The sequence below is a fragment of the Vibrio sp. M60_M70 genome, from assembly GCF_037162085.1.
GTDB classification, from domain to species: Bacteria; Pseudomonadota; Gammaproteobacteria; order Enterobacterales; family Vibrionaceae; genus Vibrio; species Vibrio diabolicus.
In genome coordinates, this window is the sequence record NZ_JARLUL010000001.1 from 2660706 (window position 1) to 2685449 (window position 24744).

Consider the following 24744-nt stretch of genomic DNA (forward strand, 5'->3'; position numbering starts at 1 on the left):
TGACGCCATAGTCTCTTGTTATGCGGTGGGTAACTTGTCAAAGCCCAACTTAACAGCTGCAACACATAACACTAGGTAAATCAACATAAAATAGACCGTTAATATTGCTACTTTCCAACGACTTATTGGCAATTCTTTAAACGTATTGATTGCCTCTCGACCAGAAAAAAACATATAACCCACGGCACCGACGCTAAGTAAAATCATGAGGAAATATATCCCAAATTCACTTGTTTCGGGTTTATCAAGACCATTTCCAAGTAATGCTGCACCAACAAGCATCGCAACAGGAGAAACCAGACGTTTAATTGCCTGATCAATTGAATCCAAAATCTGCTTTACGTGTTCCATTGATGCTCCTTACCCCTCAAACCGCATAGCGCCCCGTTAAGGGGTGAGCAACGCAATACAAAAGCCGCCGCATACCGCCTTAATCACTAAATTCAACGCATAGTAAAAATGCCACCCGTTGCGAATCCCTCTTGAACAGTTTGTTATGCAAATTGCTCACGTATCCCATGTAGCCCTAGAAACTTAAAACGAAATGCGTGCTCATGTTTGAGAACTATATTTAAGTCATCCACTGAATATAAGTATCGGTCTGCTGTAGTCGAACCATCCCATGAAGTAATGAACATCTCTGTTGAAAAGTCCAAAGATATACCCCACCACTCAATCACGAATTTATTTAGGAAACCGACTAGATACTGTAAAGCTAACAAAGCATGAGAGCTTGTATATAAATCAACACCATCGAGTGAATAAGGATGGGCATCGCTTTCAATCTCAACGTGCTTATAACTAATTTTGTCGTTAAAAGCTTCTGACTTTACTTTTTTACTTATCGATTTTACTTTGGGATGTACATGGTCATTTCGAAGTTTGACCAATGACCTAATTTGTTGGACATGTTTATCTCCTTTCTTAAGACTTTCACCGTTGTGCCATTGCAGGACGAAGTCAAACTTGTCGATAGTCGAAAATCTGTCGATCTTGTCTTTCATCGGTTCAGTTAATTCAAGAGACTCAAGGCATGAGTTTGCCGCAGCTTCCAGAGCATAGTTGACTGAGAGAATACTCGTTTTAGCGAGCCTAGAAGACAAGTCACTACTATCAGCATTCAACGACAGATCATACAAAGATACTGCATCTGCAAATATCGAGAAAAAGTGGTTTTGATTAATTTCAACTTCACGAATCATAGTAATCCCATTTGCATAACGCCGCATTAAGTGGTGAGCAACGCAGCCCACAGCACTTAAAGCATTGTGCCGTAAACACTAAATTCGAAGCAAACCAAAAATGCCAAGCGTTGTGAATCCGTCTTAAACGCTTTGTTATATCTAATTGAAAGGCGAGAGTTCGGGGTCAATACACTCCTTTCGGCTGTAAGCCCCGAAAAAGGTTGAGACGTATCTCTCCTGCTACCACGCTAAAAATAGTAGACGTGTCGAATAGCTAGGTACTATTTACAACCAGTCTGAAAGGTATTTTCAAAATGAGAAGTTCTACTTAGTGATGTTTGATGATATCGAGCCTAGCGATTGGAAAAATGCGATTGCTACTTCTTTATTGTTGACTGGGATTTCAACAAAAAACAACAAAAGTAACGCACTCATTACGAAACCAAAAGTAAGGAAAATCATCAGTAGAGTATTATCTTCTGACATTTTACCTCTCAACCACCCTTTAGGGTGAATGTTTGCAGTATTAAAGAACACCTTTACGGGCATCTACGGCTACCCGCAAACATTATGAAGCTATCTGAATATTGATAACTAGGCAACTGTTACCTTTCTGAAGAGTTCAACAATGTGACCTTAGATATAACGTTTTATGTACGGCTTTTAGCCGTCTTTCATATTCTTATAAGGCAACCTTTTTAATATTACTTTAACTCGTAAACAATATGTTAACGAAAGTTAACAGAGATTAGATTGCATGATGCCTTATAATTTCAGAAAAATGCTGTTACCCAAACTCCTTTCGGATAGCTTTTGATCAGGGAAATTACTAGGTTCGAAGCAAGCGAGAGGGATACCTTCTCAATTGCCAGTACAGAGAGGGGCAGAACCGATTTAGGGCGACCTGTCGGCTCTTGTCGCATCGAGGTAACAGACTCTATCCGAATAGCAGCTTGTTTTCGATTTCTTATGTAAAATAACCGATCATAGAAAACACTAGCTTTAAAGCATTGTGCATATCTTCCGTTAATTTCGCGCGATGCTAGTTAGCGCCTTTTTGGCAAGAGGACTGGCGTTGACACTGATGCATTAAGTAAGCTATTGAATATATTATTTTATTTAGGTGTTCTATCTACTTTGATCATTTCTTCAATCTGGTTTGGATCCTCAGAAGGTAGAAGATCGTATATTGAGCAGTCTAAGTGGGCAGCCAATATGTAAACTTTTTCCAATGTTATTCTCTGTTCGCTCCGTTCCAGTATGCCGACTAACTTCTTGTTAAAACCGCACTCTAAACTAAGTTTCTCTTGGGAAATATTTTTTATGACTCTTTGGGTATGCAGCTTTTTTGCAAACTCGCGGACTATCTTATTCATTTTTATGGTTTTTAATATTTAGATGCTTCGAGATGAAGTTACTTTTAGATTTCCCTTTTTCCTACGTTGATCTTTTCATTTCAACCCATTATATTGGGTATACGATAATCTACTTAGGCATCCCTAATGACTGTACGATTAAGAGAACCCTTCTTTAGCATATACAACTGCCTAGAGAGTGATGAGAAGATCACGCTCAACGATTTCGTTTCACGTATGAAGCAAATCGATATAGGTTACGAAAAGTTTGATGAAAAAGAGTTGAGAAAAATTGCTTACCGACAAATATGTCGATTGAAAGAAGAGGGACTATTTATACAGTTATCCCCGAAGTGGGATCAAAACCCCGAATTTGTGAAAATATTGAATCAAAAAATTTCCATTGTACCAATGTCAGGGTGTCGTATTAGCCCTTCTATTACTGGAAATTACAATGTAGACGAGTTCTCGGAGGTGCTTGAACATGTACAAGCTCAGATTGACTCTGTACAGACTAAAAAAACAGAGCTAGCAGGAGAAGCCGAAGCATATAGAGAATTAAGTGAAAGCTTTCCAAAAATTAAAAATGTCATCGCAGAACGAACACGAACTGTCAACTTTGAGACGGCGAAATTAAATGGAATGCTGAATGCCCTTATGTTAACAATCGACACTCTACGTTCAGAATCGAATAGGGTGTAACTTCAGAGTGTTATTTTTGCCTCTTAACTGAAAATGGCTATACCAAAACAATGGTAAATGTAAAAGTTGATGATTAATAGCACAACTATAGAGGTAATATATTAGCTCTAAGTCGCTTGTTACTGAAGAAAATAAAAATTAAATGAGGCGATTAACAGCATGTGTCTACATTTAGTAACTCATACTAACTCTTACACATCTGCTGGTTGGTCACAACTAGGTCATAGATTAGATCTCAAAGCCCAAATGATGGCTATAAAAAATGCCATTACCTTCTACAAAAACATAACCCAATCAGCGTAGTTCAGGAGTTAATTTGCACAACTCTATACTTTATGCATATGCAACAAACAACAAGCTCGTGGGACAGTTTATCCAACAGTCGAAGACTAACTGGTCATTTTCATATTCTGATGAATGGTTAGCATACGATTCTAATTTCCCGATCTCGTTAAGTCTGCCACTAAGAAAGGAAGAGGTTTCATCATTTAATGCATTGAACTTTATGCATAATCTTCTGCCTGATTTAATGGAAGAACGATTGAGCCTTGCTCACTCGGTAGGTTTGCAATCCATAGATGCATTCACCTTACTCTCCAAAATTGGTCACGATTGCACTGGCGGCGTTTCATTTACAGGGAGCAAGGAACCTCCAAATATTGGATGGCAATATCGAGAGATATCAATAAGTGAATTAGATCAACTCGTTACACTACGTAAATCATTTCTCTCTTTCTTTGGAGATTATCGACCTTGTATTTCGGGGACACAGCAAAAAACAACTTTAACTAAGTTGAACGGTAAATGGTACGTACCTCAAGGGAAATCACTGAGTAGCCACATTATTAAATATTCAATGGATACGATTGTACAAAGTAACTCGGTACTAGATATGAGCAAAAGCATTGAGAATGAATTCATCTGTACCCAAATAGCCAAGGAACTTGGTTTTAACGTTCCCAATATAGAGATAATAGCGACTGAATCAGGAGCTAAAGCTCTTGCTGTGGAACGGTTCGACCGATGTTTTGGTGACGGAGTCGTGTCTCGTAGACACCAAGAAGATTTCTGCCAAATTTTAGGTGTGCCTGAACATAAAAAATATCAATCGGAGAGTAATCTAGGAGTATCCAAAATTGTTGATGTTTTGAGTCTCTCGGCGGAAAGAAAGGCGAACAATCATGACTTTTTTAAGTTCATGGTTTTGCAATGTCTTCTTGGTGCCACTGACGGTCATCTCAAGAACTTTTCTGTGCATATTGATTCAAATAGACGCTATCAACTCACGCCATTTTACGATTTGCTATCGGCTTACCCTGCTGTCGGCACTAGAGGCTTAAATAAGCGAAAGCTAAAGTTATCGATGGGAATGAAAGCATCCAAGGGATATAAATACCATATCAACAAAATTTTCTTACGGCATATAGAGCAGACAGCTAATCAGTTTGATATCAGCAATGCGAACTGCCGTGAAATCATCTCTGCCTTTCTCGCTCAATTCATTAACGCACTTAGCTCTATAGACAAACGATTTCCTGGAAAGGAGTTTTCGCTAGTAAAGGACGCAATATTTCAACATGCCACTGAAATCGCCGAAAAGTTAAACAGAACAATTAAGTAAACATCTTGGCTAACAATTGTTGCACGTTTTATAAACATACTCGTTAACAATGAGGGAAAGATGGCTGAAACCACAACCAATGGAAGTAATACGACTCTTGATTTGAGGCAAGGCAGTCTTTCGCTCTGTTAAGTGTTGATAAGAACGATATTGTAACGATAAAATTTGGCGATGAAGTAACGGTTTTATGAATGACAAATACCCAGTTATCACGATAGGTTTATTGAAGGTGATTACGTCAATAAAAACGGGAGTAGTTGGCAATGAAAGGTGGGGATGGTATGAAAACAAAAACGGCACTCTATCGGAAGAGCTTACTAGTAAACGTATAATTTGTATTGCCGAAGGAAAAAGTGACACATGAAGAGTCTTAATCTCTTTTTTATTTGAGTCACTAACTGAACTTTCACAATTGTTGTCTAATGAAAATGTGAAACTACTGAAATGGAGCTAATGCAGACTAGCAATGCTGATGTGTAATAATGTGATGTGCAGTAACTCATACTCAATCTTACACATCCGATGCTTAATCACGACAGTGATCGTACAGTCAGCTTGCGGGTATAATGGCTCACAATTGGACAAAAGTTTGTCAGTGACATTTCTAATTTAGAATATTACGGATAACCTCAGGTATTGCGATTGTTCGTAATACTGTCTATTCGACATTCATTTGTAGCAGTCTCTTCTTAAGTTCCTTCTGAAGTATGTTTATGGCGTAAGGTTTCATTGCTTTCCATTTCTTGCATTCTTCCCGAGTTCTACCGCAACCCAAGCACCACCCTTTAGGGCTTGAAAAATCACATAGGTTGATACAAGGACTCTTCTGCTTCTTCATATAGTATGTTTCTATCAATTTTAAGGGTATTTAATATCAAAGCGTCAGTAGTATTCTTTCGATACTAGATTCCAAAGTTCTTAGTCGGTTAAATTCTTCAAATATTCGTTGCTCTAAGTTCTTAAAGTTCAGTGGTAAAGTCCTTTGACAGACACCATAACTCGTATCGAGTATTTTATACCCCTTCCAGCTTGAGATACGGTTTTCTTCTAGTTCTATTAGTTGACGAATAAGCTCCGCTTGATTTGGACAGTCTTCCTCTACATGCATACAGACGGGGAATTGCTTTTGCTTAATCTGGGGAGTTTCTATGAAGGTTTCAAAATGGATCCCGCCCTGATTATGGTTAAACCAGTTTTCCTTATAGAGCTGAAGGTAATTACCTCGGTTGTAAATCTCCCATCCATCGTTAAACCACTTCGCCTGTTCAAGCATTTTTTCGAGATTGCGGAATACACCTTTTACATCTTTCATAATCCAGAACTCATTAATATAGTGGCAAATCCAACAAAGAATTAGCCTCTAGATGCGTACCATCCAGAGGCTAGACTTAGCTTAATTACAGAACACGTTTCATTTCTGCGTAATCACCATTCGTTTTCAGGATAACCATCACTGTTTTGTCGTTACGGTTACGGAAAAACCATCCGTGATTGCCCGTGAAAGCAGCCTCTAACTCACCTTGATCGTCAGGTACGCCACGGCCTTTTTCATATCTAATCGAATTTCCATTGCCATCACCATGAGTGTCGTAGTTGACAGGGCCACCTTTAGATGTCCATTCAAATTGAGCAATTTGGCCTTTTTCCATGACCAACTTAACTTCCGCACCTTGGCCTGGTTTCAGTGAAAGCATAACTTTGTCTTTCCAAACTGGCTCCATTGCAACAGCAACTTCAGGTTTTGTAGAAGACATCTCAAGTTGTTGAGGTGCTACTTCAGGTTCCGCTTTAACAGGCTCGTTTTGAACCGCTTTAGTGGCGGCTACGACTGCACTATTAGCTTGGTCTTCTTCTGCTTCTTGGGCTAATTGAGCCTTAATTTCACCCATTTCGGTTAATCCCAATGCTCTGCCCATTCCTGTTGGGTCAAGAGCGTACTCAGCAGGTAGAATGACTGTGATGAGCAGTACAATAGCGGTTCCTAGAGCAATAAAGGTTGAACGAACAAGCTGTTTGGTTTTCGGTAGCTCGACACGATTTGGCATATCTGTGTTGTACATGATTGATTCCTTTTTCTTTTTACTGAGCAACAACGTAGCCCGTTAGTTGATAACCTATAAGCATGAAACCCAAGCTCATCATAACGACATTGACTGAGTAGGCTTGACGATAAAAGCTGGTATGTCGCCTCCAAAAGCCCATCACAATCAAAATGGTGCCTAGGGCAATTAATTGCCCAATTTCTACACCAATGTTGAACGCCAGTAGGTTAGGAACTAATCCATCAGGAGAAATATCATATTCGATGATCTTCGACGACAACCCAAAACCATGACAGAACCCGAACAACAAGGTTGCGAGCTTTGTATTGGGCTGTACGCCAAACCATCGCTGAAACGCGCCTAAGTTATCCATTGCCTTGTAGACCACAGATAACCCGATGATGGCATCGATAATGTAACTGTTAATACCAATATTAAAGTACACACCAAGCAGCATGGTAGACGAATGTCCGAATGCAAAAAGGCTCACATACAACGCGATATGTTTCATTTTGTAGAGGAAGAAAATTACGCCAAATAGAAACAAGATATGATCGTATCCTGTCACCATGTGCTTCGCACCTAGATACATAAACGAAATGATATTAGTGCCTGTGATTTCTTGGATATAACCTTTGTCACCCTGTGCCACTGCATGAGCAAAAACATCAGTGCTCAACACCACGAGTAAGGCGAGAATGAGATAAAGCATACCCTTACGAAGCGACGTCGCCATACCGATAGACAACGTACTCACTTCGCGTAAAGAGAGTAAGTTCATAGTAACTCCATTATTTATATTAAATTTGATTGGACGCGATTTGCGACCATTATTCAGGTAAGAATGGAGTTCTTGGGGGCCGTTCAATTTTGAAGGGGTTACGAATAGGCAATCCGCTATGTAAAGTATAGGCATAAGTTTCGAGCAAACCTAATGCTGAAAGCTGATAGCCAAGTTTAAACATAGCATTGTCATTGATATGATTGTGGCTGCTTGCATCATGTTCGTAAACAGCTTTTTCGTTAATATCATAACCATGATCGAGGTGAGTGGAGACGTGACTGTGACTACTCAACTTCAATCCACTCAAACTGTGAGAGCGAAAGTCACTTACCGTGGATAACGTCGCCACTGTAGTTATAACCACTAACATTAACAAGCTGATTGTATATCTCAAAGCTTTAGTCATATCGCCTGTTTCAATGCCTAGTGAAAATCCAATAAATCAACAAGTGTTATAATATAACAAAATAAACAAACTACAAGTCAAGAATTTTAAATCAATGCTTCTTCAGCACCGACACTATCAATACACAAAATACGATCGCAAGACAAAAGGTGTACCTTCGAATCAAGAATGGGATATTGCAACGGCAAGACATATCAAAGCTTACACTACGTATGGTTGGTAAGTTTATCTAACCATCATCCTTCAAGGCACAACTTAATAAAAGCCTGAATTGCTAATGTCGGTGGGGCAGCTATTAATGCCCAACCTCGTAGCTTCTTTTTAATACCTCTGATATTAAGATCACAATCCCTACCGCTACTGCATACTTAGTCAGAGCGCACAACGCGAAGAAGATTTTACGTGTATCTAAAGAGCAAAAATATAGCCCTAGAAAGAGATTAGTTCATAAAAAGAAGCACCCCACATATTAAACGAATACCTACCTCGCGACTAATGTTTCGATTTGGATTATCAGATTCGCCACGATATGATCAGTTCAGATGACCATTGTTGCAATCATAACGAGATAAGCAAATTTCCAAGTGCGCCGAAAAATATCGGTACAATTAATGCTGGTGTAAGTGAGTGCAACAGCAGATGCATTATAAATAAGAGCCAATCTAGGGTTTAAGAATCGTGATCCGCTTTCCAGGCCACGAGTTATTAAGTTAGATTTTTTGATCAAACATAGAACGACAGAGCACAAGTTGCTATTGGCATAGAAGTCATCTTATTCTTGCACGTGTAATACAAAAATAGTGACCAATATATGCAATACAACTAAAAGTCGATACTAGTAACATAATCCAATAAGAGCCAGATAGTCCGAAGTAACTTGCCGATAACCCAGCAGCCAAATACGTCAATAACCACCAAAAATGAGTCAACGAAAAATGTGCAGCAAATAGTTGGCTTGCATCTTGACCATTCGATGCTTCTGTAATAATTAGACCTGATGTCGTTTGAATACATGACATACCAATACCGAAGCAAAAGCAAATAAGAATAAAACCAAGCCAATTTGGCAGCAGTGCTCCAAAATAAAAAGCAAAACAAATCAAAAACAAACCACACATATGAAATTTCTGAGGCGTATTCTTTATAAGAAATCTAGGTAAAGTCATAGCCACGAGCATCGATCCCCCCTACAGATAACATAGCTAACGCCGTTTCACTGTCTCCTCCCTTTAAAATTTCATGAACATATACAACAGTATTGACAATAACCATCGCACTAGCCGCAGCAGCTGCTAGGTAGGCATACCAAAGAGCCCGCAATGATGGGTTAAATAAATAAATTGATATACCACTAGTCAAGCCTCTCCAGCTAAAGGTACCAGCTTTTTTAAGTGTAGATTGATCAGAAGGAATGAAGCACAAACAAATAAAGATAGCTGATAAAACAAACGTTATAGCGTCTATCCAAAACAAATACCTAAAACTAAAGTAAGTTAGCAGTAACGCACTCAATATTGGACTTAGAATTTGTTCAAGGTCATAAGCGACTCTACTAATTGATAGAGCTTTTACATAGTCCGTCTTTTTAGGCACAACCTGAGGAAGCGTTGCTTGAAATAGTGGTGTAAAGGCCGCAGAGCAAGCATTTATAGCAAACATTAACATGTAAACTTGCCAAACTTGATCAACAAACGGCAATAGAATAAATAATCCCGCCCGAAAAAAATCTAGCAACATAAGCACTTGTTTTTTAGGCCATCTGCGACTTAAGGTTGAAAAAATAGGCGCAATGACAATGTACGTAACCATCTTAAGAGCAAATGCTATACTCAAAACACTACTCGCATCATTATCAGCTAACTCATATGCCAACAGCGCTAAGCAGACATTGCTAATTCCTGTCCCTATTAAAGAAATAACTTGCGCAAGAAGCAACCGAACATAAGCAGCGTTTTTCCATAATGAATAATAGGTGACTTCCTCGATCATAATGCGCCTCCAAACAAACTTTGGATTTTAGAAGATAGTTCGCTGAGCCATAGTACAATCGTGTCTTTTAAGCGCTTGAGCAATGACCCTCTCTCTACTTTCTCTGCGCTTTTCACATCCACTACTTTAATTTCTCGATCATCGATCGTCCAAATCACTCTACCAATTACCGCCCCCTGATTTAGTGGTGCTTTTAACGAATCATCTATCTCTATTTCTTGCTTTAAACTAGGAGCTTGATTTCGAGGTAAGGTTATGTATATGTCCTCATCAAAAATTACTGGCACACTGTCCTTATCGCCCTGCCAGACTTTAGCAGTAAATATAACCTCATCACTTTGAGCTACTTGCAACGTTTCAAAAAATCGAAATCCATAATTTAGTAACTGCCGAGACTCATTTACTCTTGCTCGCTGACTAGGTGTACCCATTACAATCGCAATTAATCGCATTCTGCCCTGTAAAGCAGAAGAAGCTAAACTATATCCAGCATTTTCGGTAAACCCTGTTTTGCCGCCATCAACATTTAAACTCTTATCCCAAAGCAACTTATTACGATTATATTGCTGTATCCCCGCCCATTCAAAGCTTCGCTCTTTATAAAGACTATACACATCAGGCACATCTCTAATAATTGCTCTTAGCAACTTAGCCATGTCACTCGGTGTTGTTAATAAATTTTGGTCATCCAAACCATGAGAATTAACAAAGTTGGTGTTAGACATCCCAAGAGATTTCGCCCAACCATTCATTAAACTGACGAACGCATCTTCCGTGCCTGCAACGTGTTCAGCTAGTGCTACTGCGGCATCATTACCAGATTGTACGATAAGACCTAGCATTAACTCTTTAACTGTGACCCTATCCCCTGGTTTTATAAACATCTTAGACGACTCTGGGAAGTTAGCAGACCAAGCTTTCCTGCTAACTACGACACTAGATTTCCACGAAAGGCGTTCACTTTCAATCTCTTGACCTACAACATAAGCAGTCATTAATTTAGTTAAACTAGCTGGTGCAAGTTGAACATTCTCATTACTCGCAGCGAGAACCTTCCCCGAATTGTAATCGATTAGAATATATCCTTTTGCACCCATCTCAGGTGGATTAGGTATAACAATTGCGCTTGAGTAAGGAATGTGTACTACAGCCGCAATTATCACTATTAAATTTATAAATCTCATAGTGTATTCTCCTGAAGCGCTGCTAGATCACCTATATAGTTCTGCTTTTGCCACTTACCATTATTAATGTATTGAAAGGTCTCGCCTCCCTTACCACACAACAAAATAAGATCGCCTTCACCGCTCAGTTGCTTTGCCAACTTTATTGCTTCTACTCGATCATTAATTTCAAAATGTGGCTTGTGACCAACTTTTGAACTCAACGCTCGGAAAATATCACTTTGTACAACCCCCATTGGGTTGTCTGAGGTAAAAATTATTGAATCTGCATACTCTGCGCAAATTTCTCCAATGTTAGCGGCTTGCTGAATACGATCCCCTGTAACACCGACCACTACAATTAATCTATTTTTAACAATACTCTGAACAGAGCTAAGCAGAGCTTTTATGCCATCACTATTGTGGGCGTAATCGATCAGACCTTTTCTTCCATCTTCAAGACTGACAAATTGTGCTCTGCCCTCTGGCATTACAATTTTGGATAAAGCAGTAGAGACTCCCTTTAAATCCCACCCAAGGGTAAGTAACGTTCCAGCGACCGCCAACGCATTCTCGACATTATAAAGAAAAGGCATATTTGAATTAACTTCTACGCTCTTTTTAGCAAAAGATAAGTTAAATCTCATACCAAACTCTGTCGTTCTTATCTCTGATGCAACTAGATCTGCCATCGGATTCTTCAACGAAAAAGAGAAGACATTTACTCTTCCAGAAGCTCTTTCCATAGCAGCTAACGAATGAGGGTCGTCAAGGTTCAGAACTAAAGTACCGTTACACTGAATTCGATCTATTAATTGTAATTTAGCTTGAACATAGCCATCTTTTGTACGATGAAAATCCAAATGGTCTTGACCTATATTCGTTATGACTCCTACTTTTAGAGATACAAAACCTGCTCTATCCTGTATCAGAGCATGACTGCTTAGTTCCATTACATTAAAATCTATCCCATTACATCTCATATCATTGAATATATTGAGTAATGTAACACCATCTGGAGTGGTGTTGTTTAAAGGAAGGTCTACATCAATCAGTTTCGCACCTAATGTACCAATATATGCACTTCTATTGTCAATATTTAGAGCTTGGTTTAGGCAGTGAGAAACTGTGGTTTTACCGTTCGTACCTGTAACACCAATATGTGTTATATCCTTATGAGGGTGATTGAAATAAGCTTTGATCAAAGCCAAACTCTGATAATAACTCTCAGTAATTATAATCGGCACATTTAACTGCATAGGTTTGTTAGCAATGATCGCGCAAGCACCTTTCTCAATCGCTTTCATCGCGTAATCATGTCCATCCAAAGTTATTCCCTGCCGACAAACAAAAGCGTCTCCAGGAATCACGTCTGCACTATTTGTTTTAAACTGCCTTACACCGAGAGACCGCAGAGTCTCTAACTGATTTGAGATCACGTTTGAAAGCATGAGATACCCCTTAAATTAAATTCTTGGGAAGTTTAAGAGTTGCTTCAAAATTAATGAAATCGAATAATTTTATATTCTGTATTGAATGCACTAATATTAGATTAAACGGAGGTCTTTATGAGTGATATAAACTGGCAGCGTGTGGATATGAATTTGTTACTTACTTTCGATGCACTTTTTCGACACAAAAGCGTATCCAAAGCAGCGGAGAGCTTGCATCTTGGGCAACCTGCGACAAGTTACAATTTGAAAAGGTTGAGAGAATTATTGGCAGATCCTCTCTTTGAAAGAGATGGGAATGTCATGCGTCCAACATTGAGAGCCTACGAAATCGAGCCAAAAGTCAGGCAAATCATGAATATCTTTAGTCAAGATATAATCAAATCAAATGATTTTATACCAGAAGGTTTTGAGGGAACCTTTATGGTAGGACTCAGTGACTACGCTGAGCAAATATTTGGCCCAAGCTTGTTTGACAAACTGCAAACTCTAGCTCCAAACGCAAAAGTGCTGTTCAAGCCAATCGATGGTAATAATTGTGTAGAAGCTCTAGAGTCTCGTGATGTAGATTTATGTATCGGTGCCTTCTCGAATCTACCCAATAAAGTAAATAGCACTTTTCTCTACAGGGAACGCCACCTTTGTATCTTTGATAACGAGGTATTGAAATGCCCACTTCCCATACCGTTAGATGTATACCTCGACACTCCACAAATGATAGTTACGGCTAATAAAACCCTATCAACAAAAGTTGATAGGACGTTATCCTCGATGAATATCAAACGCAATGTAGTAATGGGGACAACCAGATTTTTGACCATAAGGAGAATGCTAACAGGTCGAAAAGTTCTTGCAGTTATGGCTGAGATGGTGGGCAAGTCAGACTTAATCGAAGACTCACTCACTATGTGCATTCCCCCATAGAAATACCTGACTTTGATATAGAAATGACTTCTTTACGCTGCGACAACTACCATCCTCGAATAACTTGGTTAGCAGAGCTAGTGAGACGAACCGTCACTGATATTGTAGCGAATCTTCGTGACAGCTAGTTCGTAACGGATATCGGAAAGCTCAATGATCCTCACCAGTAGTTTTGGACACTGAGTTAAGTGAGTACAATCACTAACAGGGTGAACCATGACAAACAAGGGGAAACGTATTATCCATGCTCCTATTTAAGGCCAAAACTCTGAAGCTAGCTGAGAAAGTAGGAGTAGCTTCAACAGCCAGACAGCCTCCTTACATGAACCTCAGCTCTACGCTTGGCGCAAGACCGCCAAGAAAGACACCACAACCAGTCAACTAGAGCTAGCCGCTAAAGTAGATTACTATGAATTCATGCTCGAACACTTGTTGTATTTCAGTGTTATCCTAATAGCTAAGGTGTTCAGAATTTCTTGAAGTGCGCTGTATTATTGGAATAAATGTCGCCACAAGGCTATTCAATGCGAAGCAACTCGCCAAGAGTTTGACGCAAAGGTTAAAGATGCTTTTGATAGGGAAACCTCGTTAGGTTAGAAGTGTGCAAGAGTTTTTACTCTGAATGATTTTGGGGCATATGTGATTTAGGCAACTAAGAAGGATTTCTTCCTATTTGCCAGCAAGGAATCGGGTAACACCGATTTAGGGCAACCTGTCCGATCTAGTAACATCGAGGTAATGAAACTGACAGGTTGCATTCAGACTAATTCACCTGAAAGCTAACAAACAAGTTTGTTAGCCTTTCTACGTGTCTTCTACGTTTGTTTAAGCTGTCCTTGCAGGTTCAGTATTTCTTTTCTTAAACGTTTAATAGCAAGTTCACTCTCTCCTTGTTCCGCTATTTGCTTTAACAGTTCATCTCTACTGGCAGTAACATCAACTAACTTCTTATTTAAATCTTCATTTTCTCTTTCAAGCTTTGCTACTTTGGTTTTAAGAACTGCTTCAGACTGTATCAATACAGCATTAGTATAGTAATCAAGGACTTCTCGACCAAACTCCTTTTTGGCTTTCTTAGCTTTACCCAACTCAGCTTTTAGCTCTTCTTTCGTAGGCTGACGAGCTTTCGAGTTGAGTACATAGCTAGATAACTCAAAGTGTGCTTTAAGCTTTGCATTCCAGGCATTAATACTGCTAAAAAGAAATAGGCAGTTTTCCTTAGACATATGTGAGTGGTTAAGGTTAGCTCTACCCAGCTTTTCCCCCGCTATCCTTGCTACCTCGCTCTTGTTTATCGTGCGTTCTCGAACCTTCAAAAGTGAAGTGGCATTATCGATGCGAACTTTTGCTTTCTCATACTCATCTTCACACACGCGATAAATAACTTGCTGTAATTCAGAGAGTTCATAGTAAGCGCTTGGGTATTCTTTTTTCTTTTTGGATAAGCCGACTAGCTTCATTTCGCCACCTCCAGCTCATTTAATTGTGACCTTAGAGCATCAATTGTTTTGATTATGCGTTGCGACTCTTGTCTTTGCCTGCATTTGTTAGAGTTAACAAGTGACATTAAATTATTAGGTTTTTTTGACGACTCAAGCAGGTTCATATGAATTGTCTGAAGCTGCTCCAAAGTCGTTAGATGAGAGTCCGATTTCACTGCAACATTCGAGCAACCAAGGCAAAGGTTACTTTCACCACGTTCAACTTTTGCAACCCCCGAAAAATCACGGCATTTAGCCAATGGTACTCTGTCTTTAAATAGCATACAGAAACCGTAAGAGTGGGGAACCAATCTTACCAACCCATCCCCATCACTAGAGATCCAGTCATAGATTTTCTCGTCCAGCTCATCCATAGTAACCCAACTCATTGTGGAGAGTTTTTTACGCACATACTCTACAGAAGCACCAGTGAACTGTGTATGGTTTATATCTCCTGCAATTTTCTTAATCAACTCATGAGTATATGCTCGCTCAGCAATACTCTGCACCTGTGGGCTAACTTTATTACGTATATAGTTATCAACATAATTCATAACATCCTTAGATGAATGAGCAAAACAGCGTCTAATTGCCCGATACACATCACCATCAAACCGCCTAAGTAAGAAATCAACAAACGTGTGGCGAAAAGCATGCACTGAAATATTTTCATCAAGATCTCGAATCTCTTTTTCTGTCTCAGGAGATAAGCTTTTTAAGGTCTTTTCATAGATATCATTAATGAATCGATTTAAAGTGCCATTTCGTGCTTCTTTTTTTACTTGAGAGTCAGGCACACCTAACCAAGCCGCTTTTAAATCATTAACAAGTTTGTCTGGTTGAGTATGGTAACGCCTCGCTGCATATGTCGCTGCGTTATAGAAAATGGAGCAATATCCTTCCTTTATGACTCCATTCACTTTGTATTTTAATGGCTGAGTTTTATCTATGTAGCTAAGTTCTAAAAGTGAATCTACCGCTATGGATACGGCATCTCCAGTGGAGCGGGTGACAGGCAACCCTTGATGGGTTTTATCGATTCTCGTGGTTAAATAAACAACGCCACTTTCCTCTTTAATCGCATTGTTGGCTTTTATATTAGCTAGTTCGTGTACTCGAATACCAGTGAGAATAGCAATAACGGTCAATGAGCAATTGTGGTAATGCCTAACCTTTTCAGAGAGAACTGCTTGCGATGGTACTACTACTTGTACAATAGAGATAAAACTTGGCAAAGAAAGCTTATCTGTAAGTCTTGCATTCACCTTATCAAACCACCTATAGAAGTTTGGAGTCATATTTCTAAGTCGAGATAAAATTGAAGGAGCATTTGAACTTTTTACATACTCCATTGCTTCAAAATCATCATGACCATGCTCAACAATGAGAGCAGCAGCCCCTGCTAACTTTTTATTAGCATTAATCCACCAGTCGCATACACCCTCCCCCTACAAACATCAAAGTATGCTTGTATGACTTTATGCTCAATACTTTCAAGTTGTTCAATAGAATAGTTAAGCATCAACATTGCCGTGGAAAGCGATACTGCTTCAAGACTGCCTCCGTAAAGCCACTCCAATACGTCTACATCTGGGTATTTCTCACTGATGTACTCTGATGCGACCTTAGATAACTTTGACCTGCTGAGTGTTGCTGTCGTAGCCCAAACGCAACTACCATCAATAGCTAACTTAGAAAAGTCATTCAAGAATTTCATGAGCGTGATTATTGATTGGTGAGCATAAATCTCTTGCCCATTTTCGGGTCTCTTATCTATGAGAAAATACAAATACCCAACAACATGCTCAAAGTTAAATTCATCCAGAATGTGGACAATATTATGAGCATTCAAATACTCACAAAAATACTCGAGCCGCTCAAATACATAGAGCCTCTCCGCACTCAATACACCTGCTTCTAGGTATCCGCCAAGCGCTTGAACAATCGCATACCGAAGAACCACTTTTGATTCTGAAGATAACTGTGTGCCAGAAAAGCTAACATCTAGGTGACTGTCACCGACAATAAATTCAGTATCATATAAATTGTTCAGCCTTTCTGACGAAGCCTCTCCCTTTTTCTGAGAGTCTAAAATATCTCGAATAGTATGATTAAGTACTACAGCCATCTATAACTTCCTCTCATATAATCGGTGCAAAAACAGGTAACTCATAGTCACGAAGTATTTCATCAGCTTCCCTATGAAGCGTACCTTCAAACTCTTCAATAATCGAAGCCAGGACAACTCGGAGAGCCTCTGCCTTAATAACTTTATCGGAGAGCGTTTCACCGATAGATACTTGATCGATAATTAGCTTCGGTAAACTTTTATCAATATGATCTATATGAAGTTTCAAGAACGCTAAAACCAGTGGGTGCTTCACAAATAAAAGGGAACTTTCGTGCTCTACACCTAAAAACTCTGTGATATCACACCCTGTTTTATTGATAAATTCAGGTAACTCCATAGCTGTTAACTTTTCAGATTCTGAGCTTAAATCAAACATCTCTTTGACTTCTGACAGTGAAAGAACCCTTGCTTTTCCTTTAAGCAACCTAGCTTCTTCAACCATCCTATTAGCAACTTGTTGCCCGACTTTGTGATCAGCTTCCAGCATTACTGGACTATGATTTCGAGCTTCATACACATTGATATCAGTCTTAAGAGTATGAGACCTTTGATCTGCCTCCATTTGTTCTGTAACACCATCATTAGCCTCAAAACTTGTGTCACTAACCTCTTTACCAACCAAATGATAATCAAATTGCATAACTTTTTGAGTTGTTGAAATTGCCGTGAGACCTAAGTGTAGATTTTTCTTTTGTTTACCCTGAGAGGCTGCTTTGAACTCCTTCTTAGCTGTAACCCAAGTTTGAATAAAGTGCGCCGTTTCCTCAGAAAAACATGCGGGAAAGTTAGTCACTGCATTCTCAAATTGCTTTGTTAAGTTATATATTGATTTGCCGAAAGTTTTTGTCTGTGAGGCTTTTGAAATCGGAGTGGCTGTTATTGACAGGTTCTCTGCGGAGTAATACTTGCGGAGTTTGTTGTAAAACTGAGAAAAAACCTCAAACTCAAACTTATTCTTAGTACGAGTGAATATATAAACATGACCTCGATTTGTGTTCGGATTTGAGCCGCCACGGTTTTTATTCTCTTCAACCTGTACGCTTCCTCCTTTACCAGAGCTTAAGTTTACCGAGATACAGCTTGGTGTTAATCGTCTCAACATTGAGTCTGAAAATTGATATTTAGCAAGTATTAACCTACATACAATCAACTCTAGATCTGTGAAAGAGGCATCATACCGTGGCAGTAACAACCCTGTACTTAATGGCACAGTGATTGAACCTTTCCCTAGTACTTTAGCGTGACCATTGAAGCATTTCTTCCCTTTAGAAAACCAATAACTATAAAACCTCAACGGTGTTTCAATATCTTCTACATAAACTAGTTTTTCTGGCGAAGAGTGCAATGCTAGTAGCCTTTCATTACCATCTATATAGCAACGAGATAAAGTTGTTAGTAACTTCCTTTGCAACTTGGACGGGTATGAGTTGAAGCCATTCTTCCCCGTATATGCCTCAATAATTTGATGATACAAATCCATATCATGGCGATATTCGGATTGAATAAGTGAATCTAACTCATTCGATATCTCCCATGCTTCACGAAGAAAACCATTAAAACCAGACCACAACTGTTTCTCTGCTTGATTCGAGTTATGTCTACCCAATAATTTTTGACCAAGCGTGTCACGAGGCTTTGTCTCTACATTAACTGTACGTGGCAACTCTTTAAGTGCATTTCTTATCTCTATTGAATATGCAACACCGTAAACCTCGTGCGACTTAAGAGCTTTATTTAAAAGCCCGACAATCAAGTTAAAGCTTCCCACAGCTACACCGTTCTTTTTCAGCAATATGAATAACGACTTAATAAACCCTCGGTCATTAATCCTGTCTATATCATTCTCAATTGCTAAAAACAGTGTTTTCAAACCTCTAGATAATCGATTTTTCGAGTTTAAAGACTGCTTTCTGACAGACTTAGAACTCAAATATGCAAACAAGCAATCCAATATTGGAGACTGAATTGAAGTGGGCTTAAAGCACTCAAACACTCGACCGTTAACATTTCTTTCACTAGCGATAGCGTAGAAGCAAATTCGCTCAGGAGTAAACACTTCATCCACTTTACCACTCAAAAAGTCCTCGTGGCTTACTAGATAAGAACGAGCTATCGTACTTTCAAATGAAAACTCACTCATGATCTAGCTTCTCCCTACTTGGTCTTTATCTGACATTTCAACTGCATAGCTTTTAAGACTTTCATCTTCTGTTAGGACTGCTGCAAGATAAATATATGAAGCTAACGTTGTAGAAAAGTTAGAATGCCCCATCAGTTCTTTAAGAGAGATTTGATCTAAACGCTTCCCTTCTTTACGTTGCTGAATAACATGGTTTGTTGCAAAGCAGTGCCGTGTTGAATACAGATCTCTCTTTTTCCACAATTCAATTTCCGTGATGTCTAACATTCCTTTGGAAATGTATGCGTTAACCATTTTTTTCCATTGCTGATCATTAAAACAGCTAGAAGACTTCAAAGGCTTGCCACTTAATGATGTAAAAATTGATCCTGAAAATTTGATTTGCTGTTTATCTTCCCAAAGGGAATTGTCACATACAAAAATTCTTTCAACGGGGCATAGACTTGTGGTGGTATGATGATTTTGCGCAATTTACCTGCACCTCTTCCTTTACCAGTAACGATCAACTCTGTACTAGCATTGAACGGTGCATCTTTGTCTATTACTTTTAACAAGCGCTTGATTGTAAAATTGTGAAACTTGATCAGTTCATGTGGTCTTATGCCAGAGTAGTAGCATAGTAAGAGAATAAGACGATCTCTCTCATGGAGAAATGGATTGATTGTTGTCAAGTAGTTCAATAACGTATTAAACTCATCCTCATCATAGTAAAGATCGTGGATAGCCTTATCCAACCCGATAGTTGCGGTTTGCTTTTGAGTATATTTATCATAAAGATAAGAAAAGCTTGGATTAAATGATGACAGTCCATAGTCATAGCAAAACTGGTAGAATTCACGAATAACGTGGATATGCTGAGTAATAGAAGAATTTTCTAGCGGTATACCTTTCGAGAATTTTACATCACCTCTAGCTAGGAGATTCAAATACCCAGACACATAGCTATCATTTACTTCTAAGTGAGCAGTGCTTGCTTTAACATACCTATTTTTTTCTGGATTCTCACGATCATCTTCCAAAAACATCCAGTCATTATAGTCAGTAAGTACCTGTGATAGATAGGTTTTCAACATCTGAGCTTTATTTCTCAAAGCATCGGTCTTTACTCTTTTCCCTTTGTATGCGAGATAAGCATTAGCAGACACTAGTGGTGTACCCTCAAGGCAAAGCACATAAGCATCTTGGGTTAAAGTTACATCAAACTCGTAATTGCTAACCTTAATCGACTCCAACATAAATAATCTCTATTTATTTCCGTTAGTTTAAGGTTAACATCTTATTTACATCAAACAAACATAATCTCTATTTTTTTCTGTTAGTTTCATAGAAACAGAATGGAAAGCTATAAAGTGAAAATATAACTAACAGAAATTAATCAGTAGTATTATTGGTGATTAAAACCGTTCACGAGCATTGCTGCGACGGTTGGAATCGTATATTTCCAAAACTGTCTATAAATTGAGTTTTGCATGACTGCCACCAGTAGTTAGCAAAGCTAACCATTTAATTAGCAAGGCTAACTAAATGGTTAAATTAAATAAAAGAAAAATGAAACACCAAAGGCTAATGCGTACAGCGGAGGCCTTTGGTTTAATTTAAAATGACTTATTGCTCAATGCTTTATTCAGTAAAGCTTGTAACTGCTCAGCTTCTTGCTGATTTAATTGTTGCATCATTTGTTCAGAGATATCTTTGTAAACCACCTGCTCCAAAGACATTTTTTCTGCGACTTCTTCTGTCAGCAATACACGCTTAGCACGGGCATCCTCATTACATGCGATGCGTTTCACCAAACCCTTTTTTTCCAAACGAACAACCATTGTCGATGCGGAAGGCTTAGTCACTTGCAACTCTTCTGCAAGATCGGTTATTCGTACACCCTCAGGGTAAACCTGAATCACACGTAAATAATCGAACTCATTAAAGCTTAGATGTGATAACGGATCTTCTTTGGCATAAACACGCCAAGCTTTGGCGCAAAAACGCTCTAAATCAATCAAGCTTTCTTCTAGTGCCATAAAATCCACCACCACTTAGTTAGCAAGGCTAACTATTTTAAATGAGTCACTCATCAAGTTCAATCATAAAAAAGCCGCTCTCATCGAGCGGCTCTAAATCATTCAATTTCCTGCTTCTTAGCGGCCTTTAGCTTGGCTAATCTGTCTTGCTGTAATTGATCGTAGATTTGTGCCAGTTCCAAGAAGGAATACCGGTGCTCAACATAATCATAAACATTGAACGAAATCGCGAGCTTATAAAGTGAGATGGCACTTGCGATGTCACCTTCAAGCTGATTACGCTTTCCAAGGTAGAAATACGTTTCCGTCAATCGTTCAGCTAGGCGATAGTTCTCTCTCGTTCCATCCATAATAGCTTTAAGAGCGTCTTCGTCCGAGACGTCTCGTAGCATGATAGCAACAAGAACCCATCCCCACTCTTCACTACGATCTCGTAAATAACGCTGTTGAAGATTGGCTTTTGCTTGCTCTGGATTTTGCTCAGCTTCGATGATGTACAGCCATAATGAACGAAAAGGATCCGTTGGCATTTCTTGATAGTGCTTGGTCATATCTTCTAAAGCGAGATCGATTCGGCCACCATAATACAGTGCAATCGCACGGTTGCGCTCAGCATAGGTATTATCCGGAGCCAACTCTATGGTCGAGTCAAACGCTTCATAAGCCGCGTCAAACTCCCCCACTTGGGTGAAATACACCCCCAAAAGATTGAAGATATCCGGTTGAGCAGGATTCAACTGCAAAGACTGGTTAAAGTCCAAACGGGCAAGATCACGCAAACCAACGCTATCGTAGTAGCTACCGCGCTCATAATGCATTTTAGCGCGTACTTCATCACTGAGATCAGGACGTTGTAGCAACTGCGATAAACGCGCGATTTGTACTTCTTGTTGAACGCTAGGCTGAAGTGGCACCGCCATCGGTGGATATAGCCACTTTTGTGCTGATTGCTGAGAAGTATTTGCACAACCGGTCAGCGCGATAGCAACACATAAACTTGCGGTTTGAAACCATTTCACTAATTGATACTCCTGTTTGGACCGCTCAAAATTTATTTCTCTTAATGCAATATAGGCGATAACCTCGTTTGAGGTTAATGCGTCGAAATAAACCAAAAAAAGGGGAGCGAAAATGCTCCCCTTTTATAACATGCTTTCAGGCCCTTAATCTAATAAAAGGCTGAAAGTCTCATTTTGTCTTACTCGTCTTTCGCAGCTGGTGCTTCAGCAGCAGCTTCTTCAGCTGGCTTTTCTACCGCTTCTTTCATGCTTAGACGTACACGGCCTTGGCGGTCGATTTCAAGAACTTTAACTTGAACTTCTTGGCCTTCAGCTAGGTAGTCAGACACTTTCTCAACACGTTTTTCTGCGATTTGAGAAATGTGTACCAGACCATCTTTGCCTGGAAGAACCGTTACAAATGCACCGAAGTCAGCTAGACGTGCAACTTTACCCGTGTAGATACGGCCAACTTCAACTTCAGCAGTGATCTCTTCGATACGGCGGATAGCTTCTTTCGCAGCAGTGCCTTCAGTTGCAGCAATCTTGATAGTACCGTCGTCTTCGATTTCGATAGTTGTACCAGTCTCTTCAGTTAGAGCTCGGATAACTGCACCACCTTTACCGATAACGTCTTTGATCTTCTCTGCACTGATCTTCATTGTGTGAATACGAGGAGCAAATTCAGAGATGTCTTCACGAGCACCAGAGATTGCTTCATCCATTACAGATAGGATGTGCTTACGTGCGCCTTGAGCTTGGTTAAGCGCAATTTGCATGATTTCTTTAGTGATGCCTTCGATCTTGATGTCCATTTGAAGAGCAGTGATACCAGTGTTAGTACCTGCTACTTTAAAGTCCATATCACCTAGATGGTCTTCGTCACCAAGGATGTCAGAAAGAACAACGAAGTCGTCGCCTTCTTTAACAAGACCCATTGCAATACCCGCAACAGAAGACTTGATTGGCACACCTGCGTCCATAAGCGCAAGAGACGTACCACATACAGAAGCCATTGAAGATGAACCGTTAGATTCAGTGATTTCCGATACAACACGTACTGTGTATGGGAACTCATCTACTGATGGCATTACTGCTGCGATACCACGTTTAGCCAGTTTACCGTGGCCGATTTCACGACGCTTAGGAGAACCTACAAAACCAGTCTCACCTACACAGTATGGAGGGAAGTTGTAGTGCAGTAGGAAGTGATCTTTACGCTCGCCTGTTAGCTCATCAATGATTTGAGCATCACGCTGAGTACCTAGAGTTGCCGTCACGATAGCCTGAGTTTCACCACGAGTGAATAGTGCGCTACCGTGTGTGCGAGGAAGAACACCAGTGCGTACATCTAGTGCACGAACCATGTCTTTTTCACGGCCATCAATACGAGGGTTACCCGCGATAATGCTACGACGTACAACTGTTTTCTCTAGATCATGGAAGATAGTGTGAATTTCTTTTGTATCCGCTTCAGGATCTTCAGCAAGAAGAACTTCATTTACTTCCGCAGCGATCTCATTGATACGGTCGTAACGAGCCATCTTCTCAGTGATTTTGTAAGCCTCAACAAGCTTCGCTTCTGCTAGCTCAGCAATCTTATCTTTAAGTGCTGTGTTTTCTTCAGGAGCAACCCAATCCCAAGCAGGAGTTGCTACTTCTGCTTTGAATTCGTTGATAGCTTTGATAGCAACTTGTTGTTGATCATGACCGTAAACAACCGCTGCTAGCATTTCTTCTTCAGTTAGGTTGTCCGCTTCTGATTCAACCATCAGTACGGCTGACTCTGTACCTGCAACAACAAGGTCAAGCTTAGAAGTTTCTAGTTCAGTTTGGCTAGGGTTAAGTACAAGCTGACCATCGATATGACCAACACGCGCCGCACCGATAGGGCCGTTGAATGGAATGCCAGAGATAGCAAGAGCAGCAGAAGTACCGATCATTGTAACGATATCTGGCTGAACATCTGGGTTTACAGACATTACTGTCGCGATAACCTGAACTTCGTTTTTAAACGCGTCTGGGAATAGCGGACGGATTGGACGGTCGATTAGACGAGCTGTTAGCGTTTCGCCTTCAGAAGGACGACCTTCACGCTTGAAGAAACCGCCTGGGATTTTACCCGCAGCGTAAGTACGCTCTTGGTAGTTAACCGTTAGTGGGAAGAAGTCTTGACCTGCAACGGCTTCTTTTTTACCTACAACAGATACGAATACAGACGTATCATCCATTGTGACCATAACTGCTGCTGTAGCTTGACGTGCAATAACGCCAGTTTCTAAAGTAACTGTGTGGTTACCGTACTGGAACGTTTTAACAACTGGTTTTTCGAACATTGTTATTCCTTGTTTCTAA

Annotated in this window: 23 protein-coding genes and 2 pseudogenes; 5 read left to right on the top strand and 20 right to left on the bottom strand. The window is 39.7% G+C overall.

What is annotated here, in order from left to right:
* Window positions 1–18: 18 nt before the first annotated feature.
* The 3 genes from P4S59_RS12370 to P4S59_RS12380 form a co-directional block, all read right to left on the bottom strand.
* Window positions 19–351, bottom strand: coding sequence for a hypothetical protein (locus P4S59_RS12370; RefSeq protein WP_337168477.1), 333 nt, complete (start codon window positions 349–351; stop codon window positions 19–21).
* A gap of 143 nt (window positions 352–494) precedes the next feature.
* Entirely contained in the window at window positions 495–1202 is a 708-nt protein-coding gene (locus P4S59_RS12375; protein WP_337168478.1) for a hypothetical protein, read from the bottom strand.
* Between the two features lie 306 nt (window positions 1203–1508).
* The gene (locus P4S59_RS12380; RefSeq protein ID WP_337168479.1) at window positions 1509–1670 is read right to left on the bottom strand and encodes a hypothetical protein; all 162 of its coding nucleotides are present in this window, start codon (window positions 1668–1670) and stop codon (window positions 1509–1511) included.
* Between the two features lie 1016 nt (window positions 1671–2686).
* Between P4S59_RS12380 and P4S59_RS12385 the strand changes: the two genes are divergently transcribed.
* The 3 genes and pseudogenes from P4S59_RS12385 to P4S59_RS12395 all read left to right on the top strand — a co-directional run.
* On the top strand, window positions 2687–3241 hold the full coding sequence (locus P4S59_RS12385; protein WP_337168480.1) for a hypothetical protein: 555 nt from the start codon (window positions 2687–2689) through the stop codon (window positions 3239–3241).
* 316 nt (window positions 3242–3557) lie between these two features.
* On the top strand, window positions 3558–4862 hold the full coding sequence (locus P4S59_RS12390; protein ID WP_337168481.1) for a HipA domain-containing protein: 1305 nt from the start codon (window positions 3558–3560) through the stop codon (window positions 4860–4862).
* Between the two features lie 60 nt (window positions 4863–4922).
* Window positions 4923–5115, top strand: a pseudogene (locus P4S59_RS12395) (hypothetical protein); the annotation flags it as partial.
* Window positions 5116–5520: 405 nt separating this feature from the next.
* Here the strand turns inward: P4S59_RS12395 and P4S59_RS12400 are convergent.
* The 8 genes from P4S59_RS12400 to P4S59_RS12435 all read right to left on the bottom strand — a co-directional run bounded on the left by P4S59_RS12400 (window position 5521) and on the right by P4S59_RS12435 (window position 12697).
* The gene (locus tag P4S59_RS12400; RefSeq protein ID WP_337168482.1) at window positions 5521–5700 is read right to left on the bottom strand and encodes a DUF1289 domain-containing protein; all 180 of its coding nucleotides are present in this window, start codon (window positions 5698–5700) and stop codon (window positions 5521–5523) included.
* Window positions 5701–5736: 36 nt separating this feature from the next.
* The gene (locus tag P4S59_RS12405; RefSeq protein WP_337168483.1) at window positions 5737–6174 is read right to left on the bottom strand and encodes a hypothetical protein; all 438 of its coding nucleotides are present in this window, start codon (window positions 6172–6174) and stop codon (window positions 5737–5739) included.
* 85 nt (window positions 6175–6259) lie between these two features.
* Complete coding sequence (locus P4S59_RS12410; RefSeq protein WP_337168484.1) at window positions 6260–6922, bottom strand: transmembrane anchor protein; 663 nt, start codon at window positions 6920–6922, stop codon at window positions 6260–6262.
* A 19-nt stretch (window positions 6923–6941) separates the two neighbouring features.
* Entirely contained in the window at window positions 6942–7685 is a 744-nt protein-coding gene (locus tag P4S59_RS12415) for a HupE/UreJ family protein (RefSeq protein WP_337168485.1), read from the bottom strand.
* 49 nt (window positions 7686–7734) lie between these two features.
* Complete coding sequence (locus P4S59_RS12420) at window positions 7735–8094, bottom strand: hypothetical protein (protein WP_337168486.1); 360 nt, start codon at window positions 8092–8094, stop codon at window positions 7735–7737.
* A 1152-nt stretch (window positions 8095–9246) separates the two neighbouring features.
* Window positions 9247–10083, bottom strand: coding sequence for an MFS transporter (locus P4S59_RS12425; RefSeq protein WP_337168487.1), 837 nt, complete (start codon window positions 10081–10083; stop codon window positions 9247–9249).
* The gene (locus P4S59_RS12430; protein ID WP_337168488.1) at window positions 10080–11267 is read right to left on the bottom strand and encodes a D-alanyl-D-alanine carboxypeptidase family protein; all 1188 of its coding nucleotides are present in this window, start codon (window positions 11265–11267) and stop codon (window positions 10080–10082) included. Before P4S59_RS12430 ends, P4S59_RS12425 begins: the two co-directional genes overlap by 4 nt.
* Window positions 11264–12697 (bottom strand): Mur ligase family protein, encoded by a 1434-nt coding sequence (locus tag P4S59_RS12435; RefSeq protein ID WP_337168489.1) that lies wholly within the window; start codon window positions 12695–12697, stop codon window positions 11264–11266. Before P4S59_RS12435 ends, P4S59_RS12430 begins: the two co-directional genes overlap by 4 nt.
* A gap of 117 nt (window positions 12698–12814) precedes the next feature.
* Here P4S59_RS12435 and P4S59_RS12440 point away from each other — a divergent pair, with 117 nt between their 5' ends.
* Entirely contained in the window at window positions 12815–13621 is an 807-nt protein-coding gene (locus tag P4S59_RS12440) for a LysR family transcriptional regulator (RefSeq protein WP_337168490.1), read from the top strand.
* 216 nt (window positions 13622–13837) lie between these two features.
* Window positions 13838–14197, top strand: a pseudogene (locus P4S59_RS12445) (transposase); the annotation flags it as partial.
* Window positions 14198–14436: 239 nt separating this feature from the next.
* Here the strand turns inward: P4S59_RS12445 and P4S59_RS12450 are convergent.
* From P4S59_RS12450 to pnp, 9 genes are all read right to left on the bottom strand, one after another.
* Window positions 14437–15081, bottom strand: coding sequence for a hypothetical protein (locus P4S59_RS12450; RefSeq protein WP_256964261.1), 645 nt, complete (start codon window positions 15079–15081; stop codon window positions 14437–14439).
* On the bottom strand, window positions 15078–16454 hold the full coding sequence (locus tag P4S59_RS12455; protein WP_337168491.1) for a hypothetical protein: 1377 nt from the start codon (window positions 16452–16454) through the stop codon (window positions 15078–15080). The genes P4S59_RS12450 and P4S59_RS12455 overlap by 4 nt, the downstream gene beginning before the upstream one ends.
* A gap of 50 nt (window positions 16455–16504) precedes the next feature.
* On the bottom strand, window positions 16505–17230 hold the full coding sequence (locus P4S59_RS12460) for a hypothetical protein (protein ID WP_337168492.1): 726 nt from the start codon (window positions 17228–17230) through the stop codon (window positions 16505–16507).
* A gap of 13 nt (window positions 17231–17243) precedes the next feature.
* Window positions 17244–19373: a hypothetical protein gene (locus P4S59_RS12465; protein WP_337168493.1), complete on the bottom strand. Its 2130-nt coding sequence runs from the start codon at window positions 19371–19373 to the stop codon at window positions 17244–17246.
* Window positions 19374–19376: 3 nt separating this feature from the next.
* Entirely contained in the window at window positions 19377–19667 is a 291-nt protein-coding gene (locus P4S59_RS12470; RefSeq protein WP_337168494.1) for a hypothetical protein, read from the bottom strand.
* Window positions 19668–19720: 53 nt separating this feature from the next.
* A complete protein-coding gene (locus P4S59_RS12475; protein ID WP_337168495.1) occupies window positions 19721–20608 on the bottom strand; it encodes a site-specific integrase in 888 nt (295 codons plus the stop codon).
* A 360-nt stretch (window positions 20609–20968) separates the two neighbouring features.
* On the bottom strand, window positions 20969–21391 hold the full coding sequence (locus P4S59_RS12480; RefSeq protein WP_005394653.1) for a MarR family winged helix-turn-helix transcriptional regulator: 423 nt from the start codon (window positions 21389–21391) through the stop codon (window positions 20969–20971).
* A gap of 98 nt (window positions 21392–21489) precedes the next feature.
* Window positions 21490–22410 carry a lipoprotein NlpI gene (gene nlpI / locus P4S59_RS12485; RefSeq protein WP_012841449.1) on the bottom strand — a complete coding sequence of 307 codons (921 nt, stop codon included), beginning with the start codon at window positions 22408–22410 and terminating at the stop codon, window positions 21490–21492.
* A 179-nt stretch (window positions 22411–22589) separates the two neighbouring features.
* On the bottom strand, window positions 22590–24725 hold the full coding sequence (pnp, locus tag P4S59_RS12490) for a polyribonucleotide nucleotidyltransferase (RefSeq protein WP_005394655.1): 2136 nt from the start codon (window positions 24723–24725) through the stop codon (window positions 22590–22592).
* Between the last annotated feature and the right edge of the window lie 19 nt (window positions 24726–24744).